Below are 21,398 nucleotides of genomic sequence, written 5' to 3' on the forward strand. Positions count from 1 at the left end.
TAAAAACGCAAAAGCCGCAAGCCGAGAGGCCTTAACGGTTGTGGTGGTGTCGTATTTGTTTATAAGTGACTGGGGCTGGGGGGTGGCCGTCGCTCCGCCCTGGGCGGAGCCCCCGCCGGGCCGGGACCCCGGCGCGCCGGGCGTCGTAGAGGGGGAAGCGCTCGCGGAAGGGGCCGATCCGGCCGACGCGATCGGCCCGTACTCCACCCGCCCCCGCGGCGGTACGTTCTCTCCCGCGCCCCGCTCGGGCCCGGCGGCCGCGGCGCCCACGGCGGCGTAGCCGGTGCGGGCCGGGCCGCCGCAGCCGGCGAGGGCGGCGGCCGTGCAGCACAGGGTCAGGGCCAGGGCGGGGGTGCGCGCCGCGCGGGATCCCGTTCGCATCGCGCCAGTGTTCCTGACGCCATGTCAAATGTGAACCCCGCGCCCCTGGGCGGCCCGGGAGGCTACTCGCCGATCAGGCCCGTGCGCAGCTGCGCCAGCGTCCGCGTCAGCAGCCGGGAGACGTGCATCTGGGAGATGCCGACCTCCTCGCCGATCTGCGACTGGGTCATGTTCGCGAAGAACCGCAGCATGATGATCTGCCGCTCCCGGGGCGGGAGTTTGGCCAGCAGCGGCTTCAGCGACTCGCGGTACTCGACGCCTTCGAGGGCGGTGTCCTCGTATCCGAGCCGGTCCGCGAGCGAGCCCTCGCCGCCCTCGTCCTCCGGGGAGGGCGAGTCGAGCGAGGAGGCGGTGTAGGCGTTGCCGACGGCGAGACCGTCGACGACCTCCTCCTCGCTGACGCCGAGGACGGCCGCCAGCTCCGGCACGGTCGGGGACCGGTCCAGGCGCTGGGCGAGTTCGTCGCTGGCCTTGGTCAGCGCGAGGCGCAGTTCCTGGAGCCGGCGCGGGACGCGGACGGACCAGGAGGTGTCCCGAAAGAATCGTTTGATCTCGCCCACGACGGTCGGCATCGCGAAGGTCGGGAACTCGACCCCGCGTTCGCAGTCGAACCGGTCGATCGCCTTGATCAGGCCGATGGTGCCGACCTGGACGATGTCCTCCATCGGCTCGTTGCGGCTGCGGAACCGGGCCGCCGCGTAGCGCACCAGCGGCAGGTTCAGCTCGATCAGGGTGTCGCGTACGTACGCCCGTTCGGGGCTGTCCGGGTCCAGGGTGGCGAGTCGCTGGAAGAGGGAGCGGGAGAGGGTGCGGGTGTCGATGGCTTCCGAGCGGTCGGCCACTGCCGGCAGCTCACGCTCGACGAGCGTGAGCACCTTGGAGCTGCCCTGGTCTACGGACATGCCACCCCCTTGAGGTCGCGGACGGTCGCGTATCGGCGCGTCCCGTCGGAGGAACGCAGCCTCCACCTGAATACCGGAGGCGGGGCTGCGGCAAACGCGTTCCAGCAGAATGTCACATGTCGGCAACACGCTGTAGCGCCATGTCGACAAGTATCTCCAGCGACAGACGGCCGACCGAGCGGAATGAGCCGGTTCTGTAGGGAATCGCGGGCGGCGCTCCACCCGATCCGGTTACGCCTCGATCCTGTTTGCGGATCTCAGACGGGCGAAGCTGCGGGCGAGCAGCCGGGAGACGTGCATCTGGGAGACCCCGAGCTCGGCGCTGATCTGCGACTGCGTCAGATTGTTGTAGTAGCGCAGCAGGAGGATCCGCTGCTCCCGTTCGGGCAGCTGGACGAGCAGGTGGCGCACGAGGTCGCGGTGCTCGACGCCGGCCAGCTCGGGGTCCTCGTAGCCGAGCCGGTCGAGCAGCCCGGGCATCCCGTCGCCTTCCTGGGCGGCTTCGAGGGAGGTCGCGTGGTAGCTGCGGCCGGCCTCGATGCAGGACAGCACCTCGTCCTCGCTGATCCGCAGCCGTTCGGCGATCTCGGGGGTGGTCGGGGTGCGGCCGTGCAGGGTGGTGAGGTCCTCGGTGGCGGCGTTGACCTGAACCCACAGCTCGTGGAGGCGGCGCGGGACGTGGACGGTGCGGACGTTGTCGCGGAAGTATCGTTTGATCTCGCCCACGACCGTCGGCATGGCGAAGGTGGGGAACTGCACCCCCCGCTCGGGGTCGAACCGGTCGATCGCGTTGATCAGGCCGATGGTGCCGACCTGGACCACGTCCTCCATCGGCTCGTTGCGGCTGCGGAAGCGGGCGGCCGCGTAGCGCACCAGCGGGAGGTTGGCCTCGATCAGGGCCCCGCGTACCCGGTTGTGCTCGCTGGTGCCCGGTTCCAGCCCCTTCAGCTGGCCGAAGAGGACCTGGGTCAGGGCCCGGGTGTCGGCGCCCCTGCCCTGTGGTCGCGGCGCGGCGGCGGGTTCCTGGGGTTCGGCGGGAAGCTCGTGCGGCTGTTCCTGGCGGGGCTCTTGCTGGGGAGGCACCTGAGGCGCAGTACTGGCCGGCACGGTCACGCCACCCCTTCGGTCAACTCATCCGTCTCATCCGTCAAAAGCGGTCATAGCATCACAAGAGATGTGCACTGTGTGCAAGCACCGTATATCGCCGTGTTGAGGGCAAGTTGGGCATTTAGGGGTATTCTTTTTACCGGCAAGAACACGAAACGCGAACGCGAAAGGCCCCCCACCCGCGGAGTGAGGGGCCTGGATGTCCGGAAATCGCTTCAGCGTACGGGTTCAGGTCACCAGTTCGGTGATGAACTCGCCGATGCCGGAGGCGGCATCCGATATGCCCTGGAAGCCTATTCCGACCATCTCGGCCGCCCGCTTGGGCTGGGTGATGATCACGAAGAGGACGAACACCGTGAGGGCGCCCGTGATGAGCTTCTTGGTGTCCATGTGCGGTGTCGGCCTCCCCAACCGGTACAGCGAGTCGGGTGAGTCTAACCGGTCAGGTTTGGACCCTCACCTGTCCTTTAAGGACCAATGACCCTGCCGTACGGGCCCTTTGCCGCTGGGTGTCCGGTCGCGGGAGGCGCAGGATGGAACACGAGCCCACCGGTTCTGGCAGGAAACCGGTGGGTGAGGGACAGGACCTCACTGCGGGGTCCGAGCCGCGCTTCCCCCCTGACTGCGGCTCGGGTCGGCGGGTTCCGTCCTCATCGGGGGGAGTGGCTTGTCCCCCCGACGTCACTTCCCCCGCCCACGTGGAAGGCCCCGGCTCCGGTCGGGGCCTTCTTCGTGTCACTGGATGGCGCCGAGCAGGTCGACCAGGGGCGCCACGGGGGCGATGGCCGGCTGGAGCTGGTCCGGCAGCGTCATGAGCTGGTTGAGCTGGTTGGCTCCCTCCGCGACCTTCGCCCCGATGTCCTGGACGGAGGCCGGCGTGGCGCCCGCGGGCATGCCCGGGGCGGCCGTGGGCAGGTCCGGGAGGGTGAGCGGGGCGGGCGGCGCGGCGGAGGCGGCCGGTGCGGCGAGGCCCGCGGCGGCCCCCGCGAGGGCGAAGGCGGCGAGGATGCGCTGGGTCTTGGTCATGCCGTGTCCAACGGCGGAGTCGGCGCCCGGTCACGGCGGGCACGCACGAGAGCCCCGGTTCGTACGAACCGGGGCTCTCGTTTCCAGAGCGGTGGTGGAGGGATTTGAACCCCCGATGGGTTGCCCCATACTCGCTTTCGAGGCGAGCTCCTTCGGCCACTCGGACACACCACCGAGAGAGATCCTAGCCGATGGTGGGCAGTGCTTCGCAACTTCCGGCCGAGTGGCCCTGCTCACCCGCCGCCGCACGCCCGCCGCCGCTCACCGTTCCCGGAAGAACTCCGTCAGCTGCCGTGCGCACTCCTCCTCCAGCACCCCGCGGATCACCTCCGGCCGGTGGTTGAGCCTGCGGTCCCGTACGAGGTCCCACAGCGACCCCGCCGCTCCCGCCTTCTCGTCCCCCGCGCCGTAGACGACCCGGGCCACGCGGGACTGGACCAGCGCGCCGGCGCACATCACGCACGGCTCCAGGGTGACCACGAGGGTGCACCCGGTGAGCCGCCACTCCCCGAGCCGGGCGGCCGCCCGGCGCAGCGCCAGTACCTCGGCGTGCGCCGTGGGATCTCCGACGGCCTCCCGTTCGTTGTGGCCGGTGGCGAGGACGGCCCCGTCCGGTCCGAGGAGGACGGCCCCGACCGGTACGTCACCGGCCGGCACGGCCAGGGCCGCCTCCCGGAGCGCCAGGCGCATGGGTTCCCGCCAGGGATCCCGTACGGGGTCCCCGGCGTCCCGGTCCCCGGCGTCCCGGGCCCCGGCGGCCCGGTCGCCGGTGTCCTGCGCGTCCCGCGGGTCGTGCGTGAGGTCGTGCCCGGCGATCACTAGCGGACGGCCTCCAGTACCTCGGTGGCGCCGAGCGCGTCGGCGATCTCGGCGAGCGCGTCGCCGTCGAGGGACATCAGCTCCTTGTGGCCGACCCCGAGGTCGTCCAGCAGCCGGGGGTCTCCGAGCGGGCCGGCCGGCACCGGCTCGGAGCCGGATCCCGTCCGGTCGTCGCTGTCGTCGTCCTCGTCGGCGTAGGCGGCGACGGGCTCGTCCTCCCCGTCCTCGGTGCCGTCCAGGTCCAGTTCGTCGAGTTCGTCGTCCTCGTCGACGCCGCCCAGCAGCTCCTTGGTCAGCATCGATCCGTAGGAGCTCCGGTCGGCGGCGGAGGCGTTCGACACGAAGTACCGGGGGTCCTCCTCTCCGTCCACGCGGACGACGCCGAACCAGGCGTCCTCCTGCTCGATGAGGGCGACCACCGTGTCGTCGTCGACAGCGGCGGAACGTGCGAGTTCGATCAGATCACTGAGGGACTCGACGTCGTCGAGTTCCAGGTCGCTCGCTTCCCACCCGTCTTCGGTGCGCGCGAGCAGTGCGGCGAAATACACCGTGACTCTCCCACTGGTCATAGGCGTGCCGGTTGGAGGTCCCCCCGGCCGGAGGATGGGGTGTGAACGGTCGTGACACAAGCTGTTCGCACCCCGCCCAATCGGCATCGTGGCAGAAACAGCGGCTTTGCGAGAGGTCTTCCGCACGGCGGCCGTGTCGCGGCGCCGGGCGGAGGACCGGTCGGGGGCCGGTCGCTGCCGTGGGCATCGTGCCCGTCACCAACGGAACGTACGCATCCGCATCTGCTGGCGCATCCGTGCCGCCCGGGCACGCCGGGGCTGCACGCGGTCGCGCAGGGCCCGGGCCTCCATCAGGTCGCGCAGGAACTGCGCGCGTCGCGCCCTGCGCTGCGCCGCCGTTTCCGGCGGCTCCTCCGGCTCGCTTCCCTCGGCGTCGTTCACGGGCTGCGTCTTGGGCATCGGCACCACCCCAGGCTGGTCCGGGTCGTCCTCCTCCGCCGGCGCGAAGCAGACCCCCCGCTCCCACCTTCCCCCCGTCGGCGCGTTTGATGCCACCCCCTCCCGGATCGGCCCAGGTCAGAGCGGGGGCGGGCGGAGGGGGCCGCTCACGCCCCGTCGTCGTGCAGCGTCGGTACGACGGCCACCGGGCCGTGCGCGTGCTGGAGGACGGCGTGCGCCACCGACCCCATCAGCAGGGACCGCGGGCGCGGATGGTGGCGGCCCACCACCACCAGTGCCGCCGACCGGGACGCCTCCACCAGCCGCCCCGCCGCGTCCCCCGGTACGACGGCCTGCTCGACCGGCACGTCAGGGTGGCGGGCCCGCAGCGGGACCAGCCGCTCCGTTTGGGCCCGCAGCATCTCCCGTTCGGCCGGCACCCCGTCCGCACCGTCGGCGAGGGCCTCCGGCGGGATCACCGCGAAGGGGCTGTCGATCACCGCCATCGGCCCGGGCGGCAGGGCGTACGCCGAGACCACCTGGACGGTGGTCCCCCGGGCGGCGGCTTCCGCGAACGCGAAGGCCAGTACGTCCTCGGGCGTCTCGGCGGCGTGCAGCCCGAGCACCACCCGGCCGGCCGAAGCCCCCTCGGCGTCCCGTACGGCCCGCTCCTCGTGCGGCACCACCACCACCGGGCAGGTCGCGGTGGTGGCCACGGCGCGGCTGTTGGACCCGAGCAGCAGGGCGGCGAACCCGCCGCGCCCCCGCGAGCCCATGACCAGCATCAGGGGCTCCCGCTCGCCGCCGACGGCCCGCAGCGCCTCGGGCACGGAGCCCTCCAGGGCCTCGTAGCGGACCTCCGGGGGGAGCTCGGGGCCCGACTCCAGCAGGGCGCGGACCCGGTCGCCGACGGGGTCGGCGTACTCCGCGGGCTCGTTCGGGTGGCGCAGGGACGAGCGGCGGCCGGCGTACAGCTGGGAGGCGTCGGGCAGGACGTGCGCGACCATCAGGCCGGTGCCGTGGCGCAGGGCGGCCAGCCGGGCCCATTCCAGGGCGCGCAGGCTGGGGTCGGATCCGTCGACGGCGGCGATCACCAGGCCGCCGCCCGGTCCGCCGACCCTTCCACCGCTTCGGGGGCCGTTGCCGTTGCTCACCCGTCAAGGGTGCTGTCGCGCGCGGTGGCGCGCATCCGGAGGGGGCCGGGGGCGGGCGCGGGACGCGCCGCTCCCCTTCCACCGCGTAGCCTTTTGGCAGCAGGTCGCGAACAGGCGGCCGTTTTTCGCAGGTAGCAGGGTCGCAGGTCGCAGATCGCAGGTCGAAGCCCGGCTGAGTCTTGGAGGATGTTGTGCGTTTGCAGGTCGTCGATCACCCCTTGGTGGCGCACAAACTCACCACGCTGCGCGACAAGCGCACCGACTCCCCCACGTTCCGGCGGCTCGCCGACGAGCTGGTGACGCTCCTCGCGTACGAGGCCACCCGCGACGTGCGCACCGAGCAGTCCGACATCGAGACCCCGGTCGGCCCGACCACCGGCGTCAAGCTGTCGCACCCGCGCCCGCTGGTCGTGCCGATCCTGCGCGCCGGCCTCGGCATGCTGGACGGCATGGTCCGGCTGCTGCCGACCGCCGAGGTGGGCTTCCTGGGCATGGTCCGCAACGAGGAGACCCTGGAGGCCTCCACGTACGCGACGCGCATGCCCGAGGACCTCTCCGGGCGCCAGGTCTACGTCGTCGACCCGATGCTGGCCACCGGCGGCACGCTGGTCGCCGCGATCCAGGAACTCATCAAGCGCGGTGCCGACGACGTGACCGCCGTGGTGCTGCTGGCCGCGCCCGAGGGCGTCGAGGTCATGGAGCGCGAGCTCGCGGGCACGCCGGTGACGGTCGTGACGGCCGCCGTGGACGAGCGCCTCAACGAGCACGGCTACATCGTGCCGGGCCTCGGCGACGCGGGTGACCGCATGTACGGGTCGGCCGAGTAGCGGACGGGTCCGCCGGTCAGCACTTCTTCGGGGAGGGCGCGGGCGCGGGGTTGGCCAGGACGGCCAGCGCCTTGTCCGCGTCCTCCTTCGTGTTCAGGTCCTTGAAGGAGTCGCCCAGGATCAGGTCGATGTCCGCGCCCTCGCGCGTGTCGGTCTGCTGGGTGACGCCGGCGAGCTGGGTGCCGAGGACGGAGTACGCCGCCTTGTCGGTGCGCGGGGAGCCGAGCAGTATCCCGGGCCCGGGGACCTTCTTGTCGAAGTCGGCGGGGGCGTTGCCGACGTGGGCGACGGTGAAGCCGCGCTTCTTCAGCTCGTCGCCGACGGCCTTGGCGAGGCCCGCGCGCGGCGTGGCGTTGTAGACGTTGACGGTGATCTGGCCGGGCTGCGGCAGGACCACCGCGGGGGCGCCGGACGCGGCCGGGCCGGGGTTGGCGGCGCCGGCGGGGGAGGCGGAGGCGGGGGCCTTCGTCGGGCAGTCCTTCGCGGCCGCTGCGGTCCCCTTGCCGCCGCCCCGGAACACGTCGATGAGCTGCAGCGCCCCGTAGCCGAGCAGCGCCAGCGCGAGGACCGATCCGAGCAGGGCGAACACGAGCTTGCGGCGGCGCGGGGGCCGGCTCATGCGGGGGTAGGCGGTCCCCGTGACGCGGTACTTTCCGCCCATGCCGGGGGGAGTGAGCATGCTCATGGGCGCAGCGTAGTGCCGTACCGGAACGATGCCTACTAAATGATCTGTTGATCGGGTAAGGCAGACCCGAAAGGCGCAACCGGCGCCCCGTCCGCCCCCGGGCCGGCCCCGGTCAGTCCATTTCGAGGACGCGCGCGTGCAGGACCTGGCGCTGCTGGAGGGCCGCGCGGACGGCGCGGTGCAGCCCGTCCTCCAGGTACAGGTCGCCCTGCCACTTCACGACGTGCGCGAAGAGGTCGCCGTAGAACGTGGAGTCCTCGGCGAGAAGCGTCTCCAGGTCCAGCTGTCCCTTGGTCGTCACGAGCTGGTCCAGCCGGACCGGGCGCGGGGCGACGTCCGCCCACTGCCGGGTGGTTTCCCTGCCGTGGTCGGGGTACGGCCGTCCGCTACCGATGCGCTTGAAGATCACACGGAAAGCCTACCGGGCCGGTGCCTCCGGGCGCAGCCTCGCTCCGGCGGTGCAAAAGTGGCACACAGGGCTATTCCGGGAGTGACGCATGAGCCAGAGCACCGACCCGCCCGTGCCGGACGCCGCCGCGCCGGGACAAACGGATCCGGAGGGTCCGGCTGCCGCCATCGCCGCCGGGTACGCCTTCACGGGTCCCGCGCTGGAGCTGGGGGCCCTGCTCTGGGACGGCGTCTGCCTCCCCGGCCGGCAGATCCGCATCCCGCTGTCGGTGCTCAACCGCCACGGGCTCGTCGCGGGTGCCACCGGCACCGGCAAGACCAAGACCCTCCAGCTGATCGCCGAGCAGCTCTCCTCGAACGGCGTGCCGGTCTTCCTCGCCGACATCAAGGGCGACGTCTCCGGGATCTCCGCCCCCGGCACGCCGGGCGGGAGGACCGAGGAGCGGGCGCGGGAGGTCGGCCAGACGTGGGAGGCCGCCGGCTGCCCGGCCGAGTTCTACTCCCTCGGCGGCATCGGTACCGGGATCCCGGTCCGGGCGAGCGTGACCGCGTTCGGGCCGGTCCTGATGTCCAAGGTGCTCCAGCTCAACCAGACCCAGGAGCAGTCGCTCGGCCTGATCTTCCACTACGCCGACTCCAAGGGCCTGGAGCTGGTCGACCTCAAGGACCTGCGGGCGGTGGTCGCCTTCCTCGTGTCCGACAAGGGGAAACGGGAACTGAAGGGGATCGGCGGGCTCTCCACCGTCACCGCCGGGGTGATTCTGCGGGCGCTCACCGCATTCGAGCAGCAGGGCGCCGCGGAATTCTTCGGCGAACCGGAATTCGACACCAGTGAATTCCTGCGAACGGCTCCGGACGGGCGCGGGCTGGTTTCCGTACTGGAACTTCCGGCCGTACAGGACAAACCTCAGCTTTTCTCCACATTTCTTATGTGGCTGCTCGCCGACCTCTACGCCGACCTCCCCGAGGTCGGCGATCCGGAGCGGCCCAAACTGGTCTTCTTCTTCGACGAGGCCCACCTCCTCTTCAACGGGGCCTCGAAGGCCTTCCTGGAATCCGTCACCCAGACGGTGCGGCTGATCCGCTCCAAGGGCATCGGCGTCTTCTTCGTCACCCAGACCCCCAAGGACGTCCCCGCCGACGTCCTGGCCCAACTCGGCAACCGCGTCCAGCACGCCCTGCGCGCCTTCACCCCCGACGACGCCAAGGCCCTCCGGGCGGCCGTACGGACCTTCCCCAAATCCCCTTACGACCTGGAGGAGTTGCTCACCCGGCTCGGCACCGGCGAGGCGGTCGTCACCGTCCTCAGTGAGAAGGGCGCCCCCACCCCCGTCGCCGCGACCCGGCTGCGCGCCCCGCAGTCGCTGATGGGCCCCGTCGACGCGGCCGCCCTCGACGCGGCGGTCAAGGCCTCGCCCCTGTACCCCCGTTACGCCGAGCCCGTCGACCGCGAGTCGGCGTACGAGAAGATCACCGCCGAACAGGCGGCCGCGGAGGCCGAGGCGGAGGCGGCCGCCGCGGCGGCGGAGGCCGACAGGCGGGCCAAGGCCGAGGCGAGGGCCACGCACGGCGCCCCCAAGCCGGAACCCTCGCTGGCCCAACAGGTGGTCGGCAGCGGCCTGTTCCGCTCGCTGGCCCGCTCGATCGGCACGCAGGTGGGGCGCGAGATCTCCCGCTCCCTCTTCGGCACGGCCCGCCGGCGCCGCTGAGGGGCGCCCCTCCAGAAGGAATCGAGCGAACCGGGTGCCCGCCCCACGGCGGCCGCTGACAGACTCATGGGCATGCGGACCGAACTCACCGACACCACGTCCAGCAAGATAGACCGGGCCCTGTTGGCGGCCCGGCGGGCCGTCGGCAGCCCCACCATGGGGCTCGTGCTGACCCTCGTCGTCGTCACCGACGAGGAGAACGCCTACGACGCCGTACGCGCGGCCTCCGAGGCCTCGCGCGAGCACCCGTGCCGGATCATCGCGGTGATCAAGCGGACCCACCGCGGCCCCGAGCGGCGCCGGCGGACCCGGCTGGACGCCGAGCTGCGCGTGGGCTCGGACGCCGGATCCGGGGAGATCGTCATCCTGCGCCTGCACGGGGACCTCACCACCCAGGCCGGCTCGATCGTGCTGCCGCTGCTGGTGCCGGACGCGCCGGTGGTCGCCTGGTGGCCGGCCGACGCCCCCGCCGACGCCGCCCGCGACGACCTCGGCGCGCTGGCGCAGCGCCGGATCACCGACGCGCAGGCGGCGGTGGACCCCGTCGGCGTCCTGGCCGAACGCGCGGCCGCGTACGCCCCCGGCGACACCGACCTGGCCTGGACCCGGCTCACGCCGTGGCGCTCGCTGCTGGCCTGCGCCTTCGACCAGAAGCCCCTGCCGGTGACCGCTGCGGCGGTGGAGAGCGAGCCCGACAACGCCAGCGCCGAGCTGCTGGCGCGGTGGCTGGAGGACCGCCTGGGCGTGCCGGTGGCCCGGGTGGCCACCGACGGGCCGGTCATCACGCGGGTCCGGCTGGAGACCTCCGCCGGGGAGGTCGTGGTGGACCGGCCCACCGGCTCGCTGGCCACCCTGGTCCTGCCGGGCTGGCCCGACCGGAAGGTCGCGCTCAAGATCCGCAGCACCGCGGAGCTGATCGCGGAGGAGCTGCGGCGCCTGGACGCCGACGAGGTCTACGCCTCGGCGCTGCGCAGCAGGCGGCCGGCCCGGGCCCCGCTCCCGGCGTAAGGGGGGACGGCGGTGTCGCCGGCCCCGCCCGGCCGGACGGTCCGTCAACCCGCCCCCGGCCGGGAGGCGGAGGCGGACCGGGGCTACGCGCCGCCGGCGGCCTTGGCGGCGGCCTTCGCCGCCTGCTTGTACTCGCGGACCTTCGCCAGGGACTCCGGTCCGGTGATGTCCGCCGCCGAGCGGTGGACGTTCGCCGGCCCGTAGTCTCCGGCCGCCTCCCGCCACCCCTCGGGGCGGACCCCGTACCGCTTTCCCAGCAGTGCCAGGAAGATCTGCGCCTTCTGCTGCCCGAACCCCGGCAGCGCCTTCAGCCGTTCCAGCAGCTCCGCCCCCGTCCCCGCGTCCGACCAGACCGCCTCCGCGTCCCCCTCGTAGTGCTCCACCAGGTACGCGCACAACTGCTGGATCCGCTTCGCCATCGACCCCGGATACCGGTGCACCGCGGGCTTCTGCGACAGCAGCGCCGCGAACGCCTCCGGGTCGTAGGCGGCGATCGCGTGCGCGTCCAGGTCGTCGGCGCCCATGCGCCGCGCGATCGTCCAGGGCCCGGAGAACGCCCACTCCATCGGCACCTGCTGGTCCAGCAGCATCCCGGTGAGCGCGGCCAGCGGGCTGCGGCCGAGCAGGGCGTCGGCCTCGGGGTCCTGTGCGAGCCGGATGGTGATCTCGTCCATGCCCCCAGCCTCCCCCGGGACCGGCCGCCGCGCCCGTTCGGCGCGCGGTCGTCAGACCCCCGTCCTAGCGTGGGAGGGACGTTCGCGAGACGGCAGACGACAGCGGCAGACGACACAGGAGTCGATCGACCATGGCCGAGTTCCCGGAAGGCACCCCCTGCTGGGTGGACGCGATGTTCACCGATGTGGAGGCCGCCAAGGAGTTCTACGCCGACGTGCTGGGCTGGACCTTCGGCGAGGCCACCAGCGAGCACGGCAACTACACGCAGGCCTACTCCGGCGGAAAGGCGGTCGCGGCGGTCGTCCCGCCGATGCCGGGGGGCGACGCGCCCTCCCAGTGGTGCCTCTACTTCGCCTCGGACGACGCCGCCGCCACCGCCGAGAAGATCAAGGCGGCGGGCGGCACGCTGGTGATGGAGCCGATGCGGGTGGGCACGTTCGGCACGATGGCGATCGCCCAGGAGCCCAGCGGCGCGGTGTTCGGCGTCTGGCAGGCGGGCGAGCACAAGGGCTTCGAGAAGCTCGGCGAGCCGGGTTCGTACGCCTGGGCCGAGGTCTACACCCGCGAACCGGAGAAGTCCGACCCGTTCCTGGAGCGGGTCTTCCCGTACGGCTCCCGGCAGATGGACACCGGTGGCGCCGGGAGCGGCGACCCCGGGGCGGCGGGGATGGACTTCAAGGTCTTCAGCGTGGGCGGCGCCGAACACCCGGTGCTGGGCCGGATGAGGATGGGGGACGAGTTCCCGCCGCAGGTCCCCTCCTACGTCCAGGTCTACTTCGCCGTCCCGAACTGCGATCTGGCGGTGGAGAGGACGAAGGCGCGCGGCGGGCGGCTGTACTTCGGCCCGATGGACAGCCCCTTCGGCCGCTTCGCCGCGCTCGGCGACCCGCAGGGCGCCGTGTTCGCGGTGATCGACACGGACACCCGGGTCGGGGAGATGCCGACGTTCGTCTGAGGGGCCGGCCCGCCCCGTGCGCCCGTGCCCGCCGGACGCGTCGGCGCGCCGCCCGGCTCAGGCGCTGCGGGCGGTGATGTCGCCGTAGGCGGTGGTCGCGTGGATGTTCAGGGCCGCGGCCCCGCCGTCGGTGTTGGTGAGGGCGTTGTGGATGCGGCCGTAGGAGGTTCCGGCGTCGAGGGTGGCGCAGACTCCGGGGGCGGCGCCGACGGTGATGTCGCCGTGCTGCGTGGTGAGGGTGACCGCGCCGCGGACGGCCTCGGCGATGGTGATGTCCCCCTTCTGGGTGCTGACCTCGGCCGGCCCTCCGACGCGGCCGAGGGCGACGTCGCCGGCCTGGACGGTCAGCCGGGCGGAAGCCGTCTCGTCGAGCTTGACCTGGGCCTGCGCGCCGTCGAAGACGACGTCGCCCAGCCGTCCGACGCCCCGGAGGTCGGCGGCGGCCGCCTTCGCCTCGACGCGGGAGCCGGCCGGCAGCTGGACGGTCACCTCGACGGAGCCGGAGTTGCCGAGCAGGCGGTTCTTGGCCGGGGCGGCCGCGATCCGCAGGACGCCGTCGCGGAAGTCGACGGTGATCTGCCCGGCCGCCTTCACGTCGCGGCTCTTGGACGGGTTGGCGGGGCGGACCTCGACGGTGGCGTCGGTGCGGTCGGCGGCGATGAGCTGGATGCGTCCCGCCGGGATGTCGAGGACGGCGGAGACGGGGGCGGTGGCGGCGAACTTCTGCATGGCGGGCTCCTGCGCTCGGCGTTCGTTCGTCGGGGTGTTTCCGACATGAGAAACGCTATGTTGCGTTCATGAGCCTGGCAACGTCGAAGTTGCGCAGAAGCAGCATCTATGCAGGTAGAAGGCGGGAAATCGTTGCAGTCGGCCTGCGATTTAATGCAACGAATCCCTCTCGCGTGTTGCAATGGGCTGAAAGTGAACGCCACGCGGGGCGGCTCAGGGGCCGCAGGACTCCGCGAGATAGGCGGCGGCCAGGGCGCCCGCGCGGGTGAACCAGTCGTTCAGCACCGCCACTTCCTCCGGGTCGTAGGTCGCGAAGAGCTGCGCGAGGAGCGCGTAGTAGGGCTCGTAGACGGCGCGGACGCGCTGCGCGGCCTCGGGTACGGCGACGACGCGCACCCGGCGCTTGTCGGCGGGGTCGGGCTGCCGGGTCACGAACCCGCCGCGCTCCAGCCGGTTGACGATGCCCGTCACCGCGCCCGTGGTGACGTGCGCGCGGGCGGCGAGGTCGCCGGCGGTGACGGGGGTGTCCCCGGCCTGGAGGACGTACGCGAAGCAGATGAGGTCCGTGGGGCTCAGGCCGAGGTTCCGGGCGAACTCCTGCTGGGCCACCATGCTCGTCGCGATCAGGTCGTCCATCGCGCTGATCGCCGCCGCGGCGGAGGCCTCGGGGCGGGGGGTGACCTCGGGGCGGGGGGTGCCCTCCATTGAAAATCCCTTAGTGCCTAAGATAAATTGCTTACTGACTAAGACATCATAGGTCGGCAGGGGACAGGGGTGACGTATGAGCGCGCACGGGTACGACGAGGGCCACACGGTCGCCGGCTGGGCGGGAACCGCCGTCGCGGCCGTGGGGGCCGCGGTGATCGGCCTGGGGGTGTGCGGGTGGACGCCGGGGATGGCGGTCGGGGCGGCCGTCGTGGCCGCGGCGGGCGTGCTCACCTGGGCCCTGCACCTGGCGGGCTGGGGCAAGGGTCCCGGCTCGCGTCCGAAGGCGTACTGGCCCATGGGCGCGCGTGACCACACCGCGCGCGGGGGCCATGCCGAATGCCTCGGCTGCCGCATGGCCGGACGGCGGCCTGCCGCGACCGCCGCCGCCGTCGCCGCCACCGCGACCGCCGCGGCCGCCGCGGCCGAAGGGCCGCGGTAGCCGCGAACCGGTCTCCGCCCGTGAGACGCGCCGCGTCGGTCACGGCAGGGGCGAGGCGCACGGGTGGTCCGGGTTCGTGGATGCGAGGGGCTCCCGGCGTGATGATCAGAACGGGCCTACGGTCGGTCTCGCGCGGCTCCTCCCGGAACGCGCGAGCCGACTACGTAAGAGGTCGAAGCACCCATGAGTCTGAGCATCCGCAACCAGATCGCCGGAACCGTCACCGCCATCACCACCGGTGAGGCCATGGCGGCGGTCAAGGTCCGCCTCGAAGGCGGTCAGGACATCACCGCCGCGATCACGGCCGACGCCGCCGAGGAACTGGGCCTGGCTGTGGGTTCCTCGGTGAAGGCGCTGGTCAAGGCCACCGAGGTGGCCCTGGCGACCGGGTCCGTCGAGGGGCTGTCCATCCGCAACCGGATCGCCGGCACCGTCGTGGGCGTCGCGACCGGTCCGGCCATGGCCTCCGTCAAGGTGGACGTGGAAGGCGGCGGCCTGACCGCCGCGATCACCGCCGACGCCGTCGACGCCCTCGGGCTGGCCGCCGGCTCCTCCGTCGTCGCGCTGATCAAGGCGACCGAGGTCTCCCTCCAGTCCGCGTAGGGCACCGCCGGGGCCGCCGCCGGAACCTCACTCGATGTAGAGGCTCCGGCCGCGTCCGATCGCTGACGTGTCCGGGTCGATCTGCTGCGTCACCTGGTCGTCGCAGTCCGGGCCGGACCACACCCACGCCGTCCCGTCCGTGTGGTTGGCGATCTTGGGCGGGGCGAAGTCGCCCAGCCGGTAGCAGCCCGACGGGTCCTCGTGCTCGGTCCCGTCGATGAGCAGGACCCCCTCCGCCGCCTGCGCCGTGCCCGCCGGAGTGGCCAGCGCCAGCAGCGCGGCCGCCGCGCACGCTCCCAGGGCCCTGGCCGTGCGCCGTGCCGTTCGCCTCATCGTCTGTCTCCCTCTCGGCCCGCCCGACCTGCTGTCGTCGCTGATGGTAGCGAGTGGTGGCACAGTGTGACGGCGTGTGGGGTGGTGTGGGAGGGGCGCGTGTTTCAGACGCCGATCAGCGCCGGGACGTCCAGGGTTCCGAACCAGACGTGGGTCACCGCGCTGACGTAGCGGGCCCCGCACCGGTCGGACGGGACCACCAGCTGGCTGCCGGCGCCGTCGAGGCCGGCGCCGTCGAGGCGGGTGGCCAGCAGGACCGGGCTGCCGCAGAAGTCGTCGTCCAGCTCCGCCCAGGACAGGACGGTGTGGTGGCCGTCCCCGCCGCTCACCGCCAGGAGGTATCGGCTGCGGTCCTTGCGGCGGCGGACGTCGAAGACGGGGCCGGCGCCGGAGATGACGTCCCGCAGCAGCGCGCCCTCGAAGACGTGGTGCTGCGGGCCGTTCGTTGCGCAGTCGAAGACCACCTTCGCCCGGTGCTGCGGCCATCGCCGCAGGTCGGCGACGGTCAGCGCCGCCGGGTGGTCGAGCTCGCCGTGCAGCAGGAGTGAGGCCATGGGGCAGTCATGCCCCACCGGAGGGGCAGCGGAACCTCATCTGCAAGGTTGGGAGGGTTCTATGAGCCGCACCTGTGTGATCATTCGTCGGTTTCACCTTGCAGCTTCCGGTGTATTTCGCGCCACACCACATCACGTGTCACGGGTAGTTCCGTGAAACGGATGCCCGTGGCGTTGCGCAGCGCGTTCGCGAAGGCCGGGGCCACCGGGTTGAAGGGGCTCTCGCTCATGGACTTGGCCCCCAGCGGGCCGATCGCGTCCGAGGTCTCCATGAAGTGGACTTCCGTGCGCGGGACGTCCGCGTACTGCGGGAGCCGGTAGCGGCGGAAGGCGGCCGTGGTGACCTCCCCGCGCCCGTCCACCCGTACCGTCTCGAACAGGGTGGCGCCCAGGGCCTGGGCCACCCCGCCCTCCACCTGGCCCCGGCACTGCATGGGGTTCATGACCTTGCCGGCGTCGGCCGCGTGGACGCTGCGCAGGATCCGCATCTCGCCCGTCTCCGGGTCGACGGCGAGGCGGAACCACTGGGCGTTGAAGGCGACCGAGCGGGGCGAGCCGCCCCAGTGGCCGTCCGCGGCGGTCTCGTCCAGAGCACCCTTGTCGTACGCGGCCTCGTAGAGCTCCTTGAGGGTGACGACGCGGCCCGCGCAGTCGACGGCCTCGGCCTCCAGCCTGCACAGGTGCCGGGCCACGCCCGTGTGGCGGGCGGCGAGGGTCTTCAGGCGCTGCGCGAGCGAATCGGCCGCGAGCATGATCGCCTTGCCCGCCACCACCGTGCCGGCCGAGCCGAAGGCGCCGGTGTCGTGGCGGACCACGTCGGTGTCGGACTGGCGGACGGTGATCCGGTCGACGGTGGTGTTCAGGGCTCCGGCGGTGATCTGCTGGTGGACGGTGGTGGTGCCGTTGCCGAACTCGGCCGTGCCCACGGCGATGTCGTACGTGCCGTCGCGCAGCAGGCTGACGCGGGCGTCGGCGAAGTGCCCGCCGGGCGGTCCGGTCGCGATCATGGCGACGGCCGAGCCGGTGCCGGTGAGCCAGCCCTCGGGGACGTCCTCGTGGCTGCGGTCCTCGGCCTCCGCCCTGCGGACGACGTCCAGGCACTGCTTCATCCCGTAGGAGGCGATGAAGAGGTCCTCCTCGTGTCCGATCGGGGTCACCATGGGGTCGCCGGCGCGGATGACGTTCTTCTCGCGCAGGGCGAGGGGGTCCATGCCGAGGCGCAGGGCGAGTTCGTCCATCGCCGATTCGAGGGCGAACAGGACCTGGCCCAGGCCGTAGCCGCGGAAGGCGCCCGCGGGCACGTTGTTGGTGTAGACGGAGTACGCCTCCACCTGCTTGTTCGGCGCCTTGTACACGGCGAAGGACTCACCCGCGCTGTGGAACACGACGGCCGGGCCGTGGTTCCCGTAGGCGCCGGTGTCGGAGACGATGCGGATGCGCAGGGCGGTGAGCGTGCCGTCCTCCTTCGCCCCGATCCGGACGGTGGTCTTGAAGGGGTGCCGGGTGGTGGCCCCGTAGAACTGCTCGGCCCGGGTGAACTCCAGCTTCACCGGGCGGCGCAGCCTGAGGGCGGCGAGGACCACGACGTCCTCGGTCAGCATCTCCTGCTTGCCGCCGAAGCCGCCGCCCACGCGGCCCGCGACGACGCGGACCTCGTCCTCGTCCAGTCCGAAGAGCGCGCACAGGGCCCGGCGGGTGAGGAAGGGGGCCTGGCTGGAGGTGCGGACGGTGATCCGCTCGCCCTCGCCGTTCTCCTTGGGCTCGAACCAGGCGACGCTGCCGTGGGTCTCCAGGCTGGCGTGCTGCACGCGCTGCGTCCTGAACGTCTCCTCGTAGACGACGTCGGCCTCGGCGTAGCCCTTCTCCATGTCGCCGACCGTGCCGTGGACCTCGCCGCACACGTTGTTCCCGGCGCGGGCGATCCCCGACTCGGGGGCCTTGGGGTGCAGGACCGGCGCGCCCGGCAGCATCGCCTCCTCCGGGTCGAGGACGTACGGCAGTTCCTCGTAGGTGACGGCCACGCGGCGGCAGCCCTCCTCGGCCGCCTGCTCGCTGTCGGCGACCACGGCCGCCACGCGCTGGCCGACGAAGCGGACCACGTCGTCCAGCACCCGGCTGTCCCTCGGGTCCTCGGTGGGGTGCTCGTGGCGGGCGGAGGAGTAGAGGTGCTCCGGGGCGTCGTGATGGGTGAACACCGCGCGCACGCCCGGGACCCGGAGGGCGTCGCGGGTGTCGATGCCGACGATGCGGGCGTGGGGGTGCGGGGAGCGCAGCAGCTTCATGTGCAGCAGCCCGGGGACTTCCACGTCGAAGGTGTAGCGGGCGGTGCCGGTGACGACCTGGGGGCCGGCCGGGGCGCCGGGGCTGCGGCCGACGGTCCGGCCGGCCTCGGGCTCCTCGATGTGCCGGACCCCGCGGACGGCGTCCTCGATGGCGCGGTAGCCGGTGCAGCGGCAGATGTTGCCCTTGAAGGCGCGCGGAAGGTCGTCGAGCTTGCCGTCGTCGTGGGCGGTGCCCCGCTCGGCCTGGAGGGCGGAGGTGGTCATCAGGAAGCCGGCCGTGCAGAAGCCGCACTGGAAGCCCTGGGCCTCCAGGAACTGCTTCTGCGCCGGGTGGAGGTCGCCGCCGGGGGAGGCGAGGCCCTCGACGGTGGTGACGCAGCGGCCCCCGGCGCGGACGGCGGGGTAGAGGCAGCTGTGCACCGGTTGGCCGTCGACGTGGACGGTGCAGGCCCCGCAGTCTCCCTGGTCGCAGCCCTTCTTGACGCCGAACCAGCCGCGTTCGCGGAGATAGGTGCGCAGGCACTGGCCGGCGCGGGGCTCGTCCTCGAAGCGCTGCCGGTTGATCTCGATCTCGTAGCTCATCGGGGTCCCTCCGCAGGGGGGCAGAGTGCGCGGCGGATCTGCTCGGCCTGGAGCAGGGCCATGTGCCGCCGCCATTCGGGCAGTCCGTGGATGTCGTCGAACCACTCCTCGGGGCGGACGGCGCCGTCGATCGCAGCGCGCAGTTCCGCGGCGGTGGGCGGCAGCGCGAACCAGAAGCGGAACGGGCGGCTGGTCGCGGCGGAGACGGTGACGGCGAGGGAGCCGTCCCGTGGGTCGGCGGCGCCGATCACCAGGGAGCCGGAGCGGCCGAGCCCGTAGAGCGAGGCCTGGCGGAAGGCCGTGCGGGACTCCAGGGCGCGGGCGGGGAGGCGGACCGAGCGGAGCATCTCGCCGTCGCGCAGGTCCTTCACGCCCGCGCCGCGGATGAACTCCGTGACGGGCATCCGGCGGGTGGCGCCGTCCTGCCCCTGGAGCAGGACGGTGCCGTCGAGGGCCGCGGTCAGGGAGATGACCGGGCCGGCCGGGAGGCCGTTGCAGAGGTTTCCGCCGACGGTGGCCATGTTCCAGATCTTGAAGCTGGCCAGGAAGGCCCGGCAGCACTGCTCGAAGAGCGGGGCGGCGGTGGCGGACAGGCCCCGGCCGAAGCGGGACAGCTCGGTGATGGTGCAGGTCGCGGCGATGTCGAGGGAGCCGTCGGGCTGCCAGGCCAGGGGCGGCCAGCCCATGCGGGAGAGGTCGACGAGGCGGCGGAGGTGGGGCTGCGGTTCGGAGAAGAGGTACGTGCCCCCGCCGAGGAAGGCGTCGCCGGGGCGCCAGGGTTCGCGGCGGCGGGCATCGCGCACGTCGAGCACCGTGTTGAGGTCCATTTCGCGCCACCAGCCTCTCTGTCGTCCGGGGCGTCCGCTTCAGTGAAGCAACGGCGAAGGGGGCGAAACGACTGGTCCAGGCCACGGAATCCGGCCGGTCCGGCAAGGGGTGTCCTGGATGATCCACCAAGGGGTACACAGGGGCGTGGGCGGGAGAATCCCTTGCATTTACGATGAGCTTCCTCGTATTCGCCTGGCGAATGTGGGTGATCCCCACCGCAAGGAGACCCTGCCATGCACGTCCTCGACCTGCTCCAGTCCGACAGTCTCGGCCTCACCCTGCTCTGGGGCGAGGAAGACCTTCTCGGCCAGGAGGTCAGCGGGGTCACCGCCACGGACCTGGAGGATCCGGGCCGCTTCCTGGGCCCCGGTGAGCTCGTGCTGAGCGGACTGGTGTGGTGGGCGGACGGCGACCCGGGCAAGGCGGACCGCTTCGTCTCCGCGCTGGCCGACGCCGGGGCCACCGCCCTGCTGGCCGGGGAGGAGACCCACGGGCGCGTACCCGAGGCGCTCGTGGACGCCTGTCGGACGCACCGGGTCCCGATCGTGGCCGTCCCGGCGCGGACCAGTTTCCGTGCCGTCACCGAGGCCGTGTACCTGCGCCACTGGGGAGACCTCAGCCGCCGGCCCACCCGGACCTTCGCCCTCCCGTCCAACGTGCGCGCCGAGTTGAGCCGGCTGCTGGAGAACGGTGCCGGGCCCGGCGAACTGCTGGAGCGGGCGTGCGCGCACCTGGGCCGGGTCGACTGCTACCTGCTCAGCGCGAGCGGCCGCACCGTGGCCCGTACGCCCTCGGCACCGGTCATCCCGGCGCAGCGGGCGGCCTCCCCCTCGCGCGGCGGCCTCACGCTGCGGATCGAGGCCGACGGCTCCGTGTACGACGCCTGGCAGCTCCACGTCCCGGACGCGGACGCGGCGCCGCCCCGCGTGCTGCACGAGATCGCCGAGGTGCTGGCCCAGCACCGGGACGGGCCGGCCCACCGCGACGCCGCCGCCGCGCGGGCGGCCGGGCGCGAGCTGGTGGGGCTGCTGGCGGGGGATTGCGAACCGGCCGTGCTGGAGGAGGCCCTCGCCGCCGCCGGACTCCCCGCCCGGGGTCCGTACCGGGTGTTGGCGGCCACCTCGGCCCCCGCCCTGGCCGAGGCCCTCGCCCACCTGGACGGGTTGCCGTGGGCGCTGGGCGAGGCGCCCGGAGGGGAGGCCGTTGCCGTCCTGTACGAGGGCGCGCCCCTGTACGAGGGCACGCGCGCGGAGACCGACACGGCAGCCGGGCTGCGCGCAGTGTGGCCGCTGCTCCGGGCCTGCGGGGGCCCGGAGGCCGACCTGCGCGCCGGCGCGGGCGCGCTCGCGGTCGGACCGGAGGACCTGCGTGCCTCCCTGACCCAGGCCCGCTTCGCCCTGACCGCCGCCGACGCGGCCGCCCCCGTACGGGGCGCCGAACAGCTGGACACCCTGGGCGGGTTGCTGGCCGGGGTGCCGGAGGAGGTCAGGGCGGTGTTCGGCGAGCGGGTGCTGGGCGCGCTCGGGGACGGCATGCTGCGGGAGACCCTGGAGGTGTTCCTCGCCCACAACTGCTCGTGGGCCCGGACCGCGCAGGCGCTCCACCTGCACGTGAACACCGTCCACTACCGGATGGAGCGGGTGCAGGTCCTGACGGGCCGTGACCTGTCCCGCCTGGACCACAAGCTGGACCTGTACGCCGCCCTCCGCTGCCGCTGACGCCGGCGGCCGGCGCCCC

Annotated in this window: 24 protein-coding genes and 1 tRNA gene; 7 read left to right on the plus strand and 18 right to left on the minus strand. The window is 72.7% G+C overall.

Annotation, left to right across the window (positions count from 1 at the left end; translation table 11 throughout):
- Positions 1 to 443: 443 nt before the first annotated feature.
- From WDV06_RS25420 to WDV06_RS25460, 9 genes are all read right to left on the minus strand, one after another.
- Positions 444 to 1,283: an RNA polymerase sigma factor SigF gene (locus tag WDV06_RS25420; RefSeq protein ID WP_395512098.1), complete on the minus strand. Its 840-nt coding sequence runs from the start codon at positions 1,281 to 1,283 to the stop codon at positions 444 to 446.
- Positions 1,284 to 1,514: 231 nt separating this feature from the next.
- Positions 1,515 to 2,390, minus strand: a complete 876-nt coding sequence (locus WDV06_RS25425) for an RNA polymerase sigma factor SigF (RefSeq protein WP_395512099.1) — start codon at positions 2,388 to 2,390, stop codon at positions 1,515 to 1,517.
- Between the two features lie 228 nt (positions 2,391 to 2,618).
- Positions 2,619 to 2,780 carry a hypothetical protein gene (locus WDV06_RS25430; protein WP_167747595.1) on the minus strand — a complete coding sequence of 54 codons (162 nt, stop codon included), beginning with the start codon at positions 2,778 to 2,780 and terminating at the stop codon, positions 2,619 to 2,621.
- A 345-nt stretch (positions 2,781 to 3,125) separates the two neighbouring features.
- Positions 3,126 to 3,416, minus strand: coding sequence for a hypothetical protein (locus WDV06_RS25435; RefSeq protein ID WP_395512100.1), 291 nt, complete (start codon positions 3,414 to 3,416; stop codon positions 3,126 to 3,128).
- Positions 3,417 to 3,505: 89 nt separating this feature from the next.
- Positions 3,506 to 3,590: transfer RNA gene (locus WDV06_RS25440), tRNA-Ser, on the minus strand.
- 87 nt (positions 3,591 to 3,677) lie between these two features.
- Entirely contained in the window at positions 3,678 to 4,106 is a 429-nt protein-coding gene (gene tadA, locus WDV06_RS25445) for a tRNA adenosine(34) deaminase TadA (RefSeq protein WP_366453793.1), read from the minus strand.
- Positions 4,107 to 4,234: 128 nt separating this feature from the next.
- On the minus strand, positions 4,235 to 4,783 hold the full coding sequence (locus tag WDV06_RS25450) for a tRNA adenosine deaminase-associated protein (RefSeq protein ID WP_395512101.1): 549 nt from the start codon (positions 4,781 to 4,783) through the stop codon (positions 4,235 to 4,237).
- Between the two features lie 216 nt (positions 4,784 to 4,999).
- Entirely contained in the window at positions 5,000 to 5,203 is a 204-nt protein-coding gene (locus WDV06_RS25455) for a hypothetical protein (RefSeq protein ID WP_395512102.1), read from the minus strand.
- 146 nt (positions 5,204 to 5,349) lie between these two features.
- Positions 5,350 to 6,336, minus strand: coding sequence for a universal stress protein (locus WDV06_RS25460; protein ID WP_395512103.1), 987 nt, complete (start codon positions 6,334 to 6,336; stop codon positions 5,350 to 5,352).
- Between the two features lie 191 nt (positions 6,337 to 6,527).
- Between WDV06_RS25460 and upp the strand changes: the two genes are divergently transcribed.
- On the plus strand, positions 6,528 to 7,163 hold the full coding sequence (gene upp / locus WDV06_RS25465; RefSeq protein ID WP_030225496.1) for a uracil phosphoribosyltransferase: 636 nt from the start codon (positions 6,528 to 6,530) through the stop codon (positions 7,161 to 7,163).
- A 16-nt stretch (positions 7,164 to 7,179) separates the two neighbouring features.
- Here upp and WDV06_RS25470 read toward each other — a convergent pair whose 3' ends face one another.
- Entirely contained in the window at positions 7,180 to 7,824 is a 645-nt protein-coding gene (locus tag WDV06_RS25470; RefSeq protein WP_395512130.1) for a LytR C-terminal domain-containing protein, read from the minus strand.
- A gap of 136 nt (positions 7,825 to 7,960) precedes the next feature.
- Complete coding sequence (locus tag WDV06_RS25475; RefSeq protein WP_008740979.1) at positions 7,961 to 8,257, minus strand: type II toxin-antitoxin system VapB family antitoxin; 297 nt, start codon at positions 8,255 to 8,257, stop codon at positions 7,961 to 7,963.
- An 88-nt stretch (positions 8,258 to 8,345) separates the two neighbouring features.
- On the opposite strand from WDV06_RS25475, the gene WDV06_RS25480 reads away from it, so the two are divergent.
- Both WDV06_RS25480 and opcA read left to right on the plus strand, forming a co-directional pair.
- Positions 8,346 to 9,965 (plus strand): helicase HerA-like domain-containing protein, encoded by a 1,620-nt coding sequence (locus WDV06_RS25480; RefSeq protein WP_395512104.1) that lies wholly within the window; start codon positions 8,346 to 8,348, stop codon positions 9,963 to 9,965.
- A gap of 72 nt (positions 9,966 to 10,037) precedes the next feature.
- The gene (gene opcA, locus WDV06_RS25485; RefSeq protein ID WP_395512105.1) at positions 10,038 to 10,973 is read left to right on the plus strand and encodes a glucose-6-phosphate dehydrogenase assembly protein OpcA; all 936 of its coding nucleotides are present in this window, start codon (positions 10,038 to 10,040) and stop codon (positions 10,971 to 10,973) included.
- 83 nt (positions 10,974 to 11,056) lie between these two features.
- Here opcA and WDV06_RS25490 read toward each other — a convergent pair whose 3' ends face one another.
- On the minus strand, positions 11,057 to 11,647 hold the full coding sequence (locus WDV06_RS25490) for an HhH-GPD-type base excision DNA repair protein (RefSeq protein ID WP_395512106.1): 591 nt from the start codon (positions 11,645 to 11,647) through the stop codon (positions 11,057 to 11,059).
- A 131-nt stretch (positions 11,648 to 11,778) separates the two neighbouring features.
- Between WDV06_RS25490 and WDV06_RS25495 the strand changes: the two genes are divergently transcribed.
- On the plus strand, positions 11,779 to 12,603 hold the full coding sequence (locus tag WDV06_RS25495) for a VOC family protein (protein ID WP_395512107.1): 825 nt from the start codon (positions 11,779 to 11,781) through the stop codon (positions 12,601 to 12,603).
- 57 nt (positions 12,604 to 12,660) lie between these two features.
- Here the strand turns inward: WDV06_RS25495 and WDV06_RS25500 are convergent, their stop codons facing one another.
- Both WDV06_RS25500 and WDV06_RS25505 read right to left on the minus strand, forming a co-directional pair.
- Positions 12,661 to 13,332, minus strand: coding sequence for a DUF4097 family beta strand repeat-containing protein (locus WDV06_RS25500; RefSeq protein ID WP_395512108.1), 672 nt, complete (start codon positions 13,330 to 13,332; stop codon positions 12,661 to 12,663).
- A 213-nt stretch (positions 13,333 to 13,545) separates the two neighbouring features.
- Positions 13,546 to 14,037, minus strand: coding sequence for a MarR family winged helix-turn-helix transcriptional regulator (locus WDV06_RS25505; RefSeq protein WP_395512109.1), 492 nt, complete (start codon positions 14,035 to 14,037; stop codon positions 13,546 to 13,548).
- A gap of 76 nt (positions 14,038 to 14,113) precedes the next feature.
- On the opposite strand from WDV06_RS25505, the gene WDV06_RS25510 reads away from it, so the two are divergent.
- Positions 14,114 to 14,479 carry an HGxxPAAW family protein gene (locus tag WDV06_RS25510; RefSeq protein WP_395512110.1) on the plus strand — a complete coding sequence of 122 codons (366 nt, stop codon included), beginning with the start codon at positions 14,114 to 14,116 and terminating at the stop codon, positions 14,477 to 14,479.
- Between the two features lie 183 nt (positions 14,480 to 14,662).
- Complete coding sequence (locus tag WDV06_RS25515) at positions 14,663 to 15,082, plus strand: TOBE domain-containing protein (RefSeq protein ID WP_395512111.1); 420 nt, start codon at positions 14,663 to 14,665, stop codon at positions 15,080 to 15,082.
- A gap of 27 nt (positions 15,083 to 15,109) precedes the next feature.
- On the opposite strand, the gene WDV06_RS25520 is transcribed toward WDV06_RS25515, so the two are convergent.
- The 4 genes from WDV06_RS25520 to WDV06_RS25535 all read right to left on the minus strand — a co-directional run bounded on the left by WDV06_RS25520 (position 15,110) and on the right by WDV06_RS25535 (position 19,660).
- On the minus strand, positions 15,110 to 15,415 hold the full coding sequence (locus tag WDV06_RS25520; protein WP_395512112.1) for a hypothetical protein: 306 nt from the start codon (positions 15,413 to 15,415) through the stop codon (positions 15,110 to 15,112).
- 104 nt (positions 15,416 to 15,519) lie between these two features.
- Positions 15,520 to 15,969 carry a molybdopterin-dependent oxidoreductase gene (locus WDV06_RS25525; RefSeq protein ID WP_395512113.1) on the minus strand — a complete coding sequence of 150 codons (450 nt, stop codon included), beginning with the start codon at positions 15,967 to 15,969 and terminating at the stop codon, positions 15,520 to 15,522.
- Between the two features lie 80 nt (positions 15,970 to 16,049).
- A complete protein-coding gene (locus WDV06_RS25530) occupies positions 16,050 to 18,833 on the minus strand; it encodes a molybdopterin-dependent oxidoreductase (RefSeq protein ID WP_395512114.1) in 2,784 nt (927 codons plus the stop codon).
- Positions 18,830 to 19,660, minus strand: coding sequence for an FAD binding domain-containing protein (locus WDV06_RS25535; protein ID WP_395512115.1), 831 nt, complete (start codon positions 19,658 to 19,660; stop codon positions 18,830 to 18,832). The genes WDV06_RS25530 and WDV06_RS25535 overlap by 4 nt, the downstream gene beginning before the upstream one ends.
- A gap of 234 nt (positions 19,661 to 19,894) precedes the next feature.
- Between WDV06_RS25535 and WDV06_RS25540 the strand changes: the two genes are divergently transcribed.
- A complete protein-coding gene (locus tag WDV06_RS25540; RefSeq protein ID WP_395512116.1) occupies positions 19,895 to 21,379 on the plus strand; it encodes a PucR family transcriptional regulator in 1,485 nt (494 codons plus the stop codon).
- The last annotated feature ends 19 nt before the right edge of the window (positions 21,380 to 21,398 follow it).

It is taken from the genome of Streptomyces racemochromogenes (assembly GCF_044129415.1).
In the GTDB taxonomy this organism is placed as follows: Bacteria; Actinomycetota; Actinomycetes; order Streptomycetales; family Streptomycetaceae; genus Streptomyces; species Streptomyces racemochromogenes_A.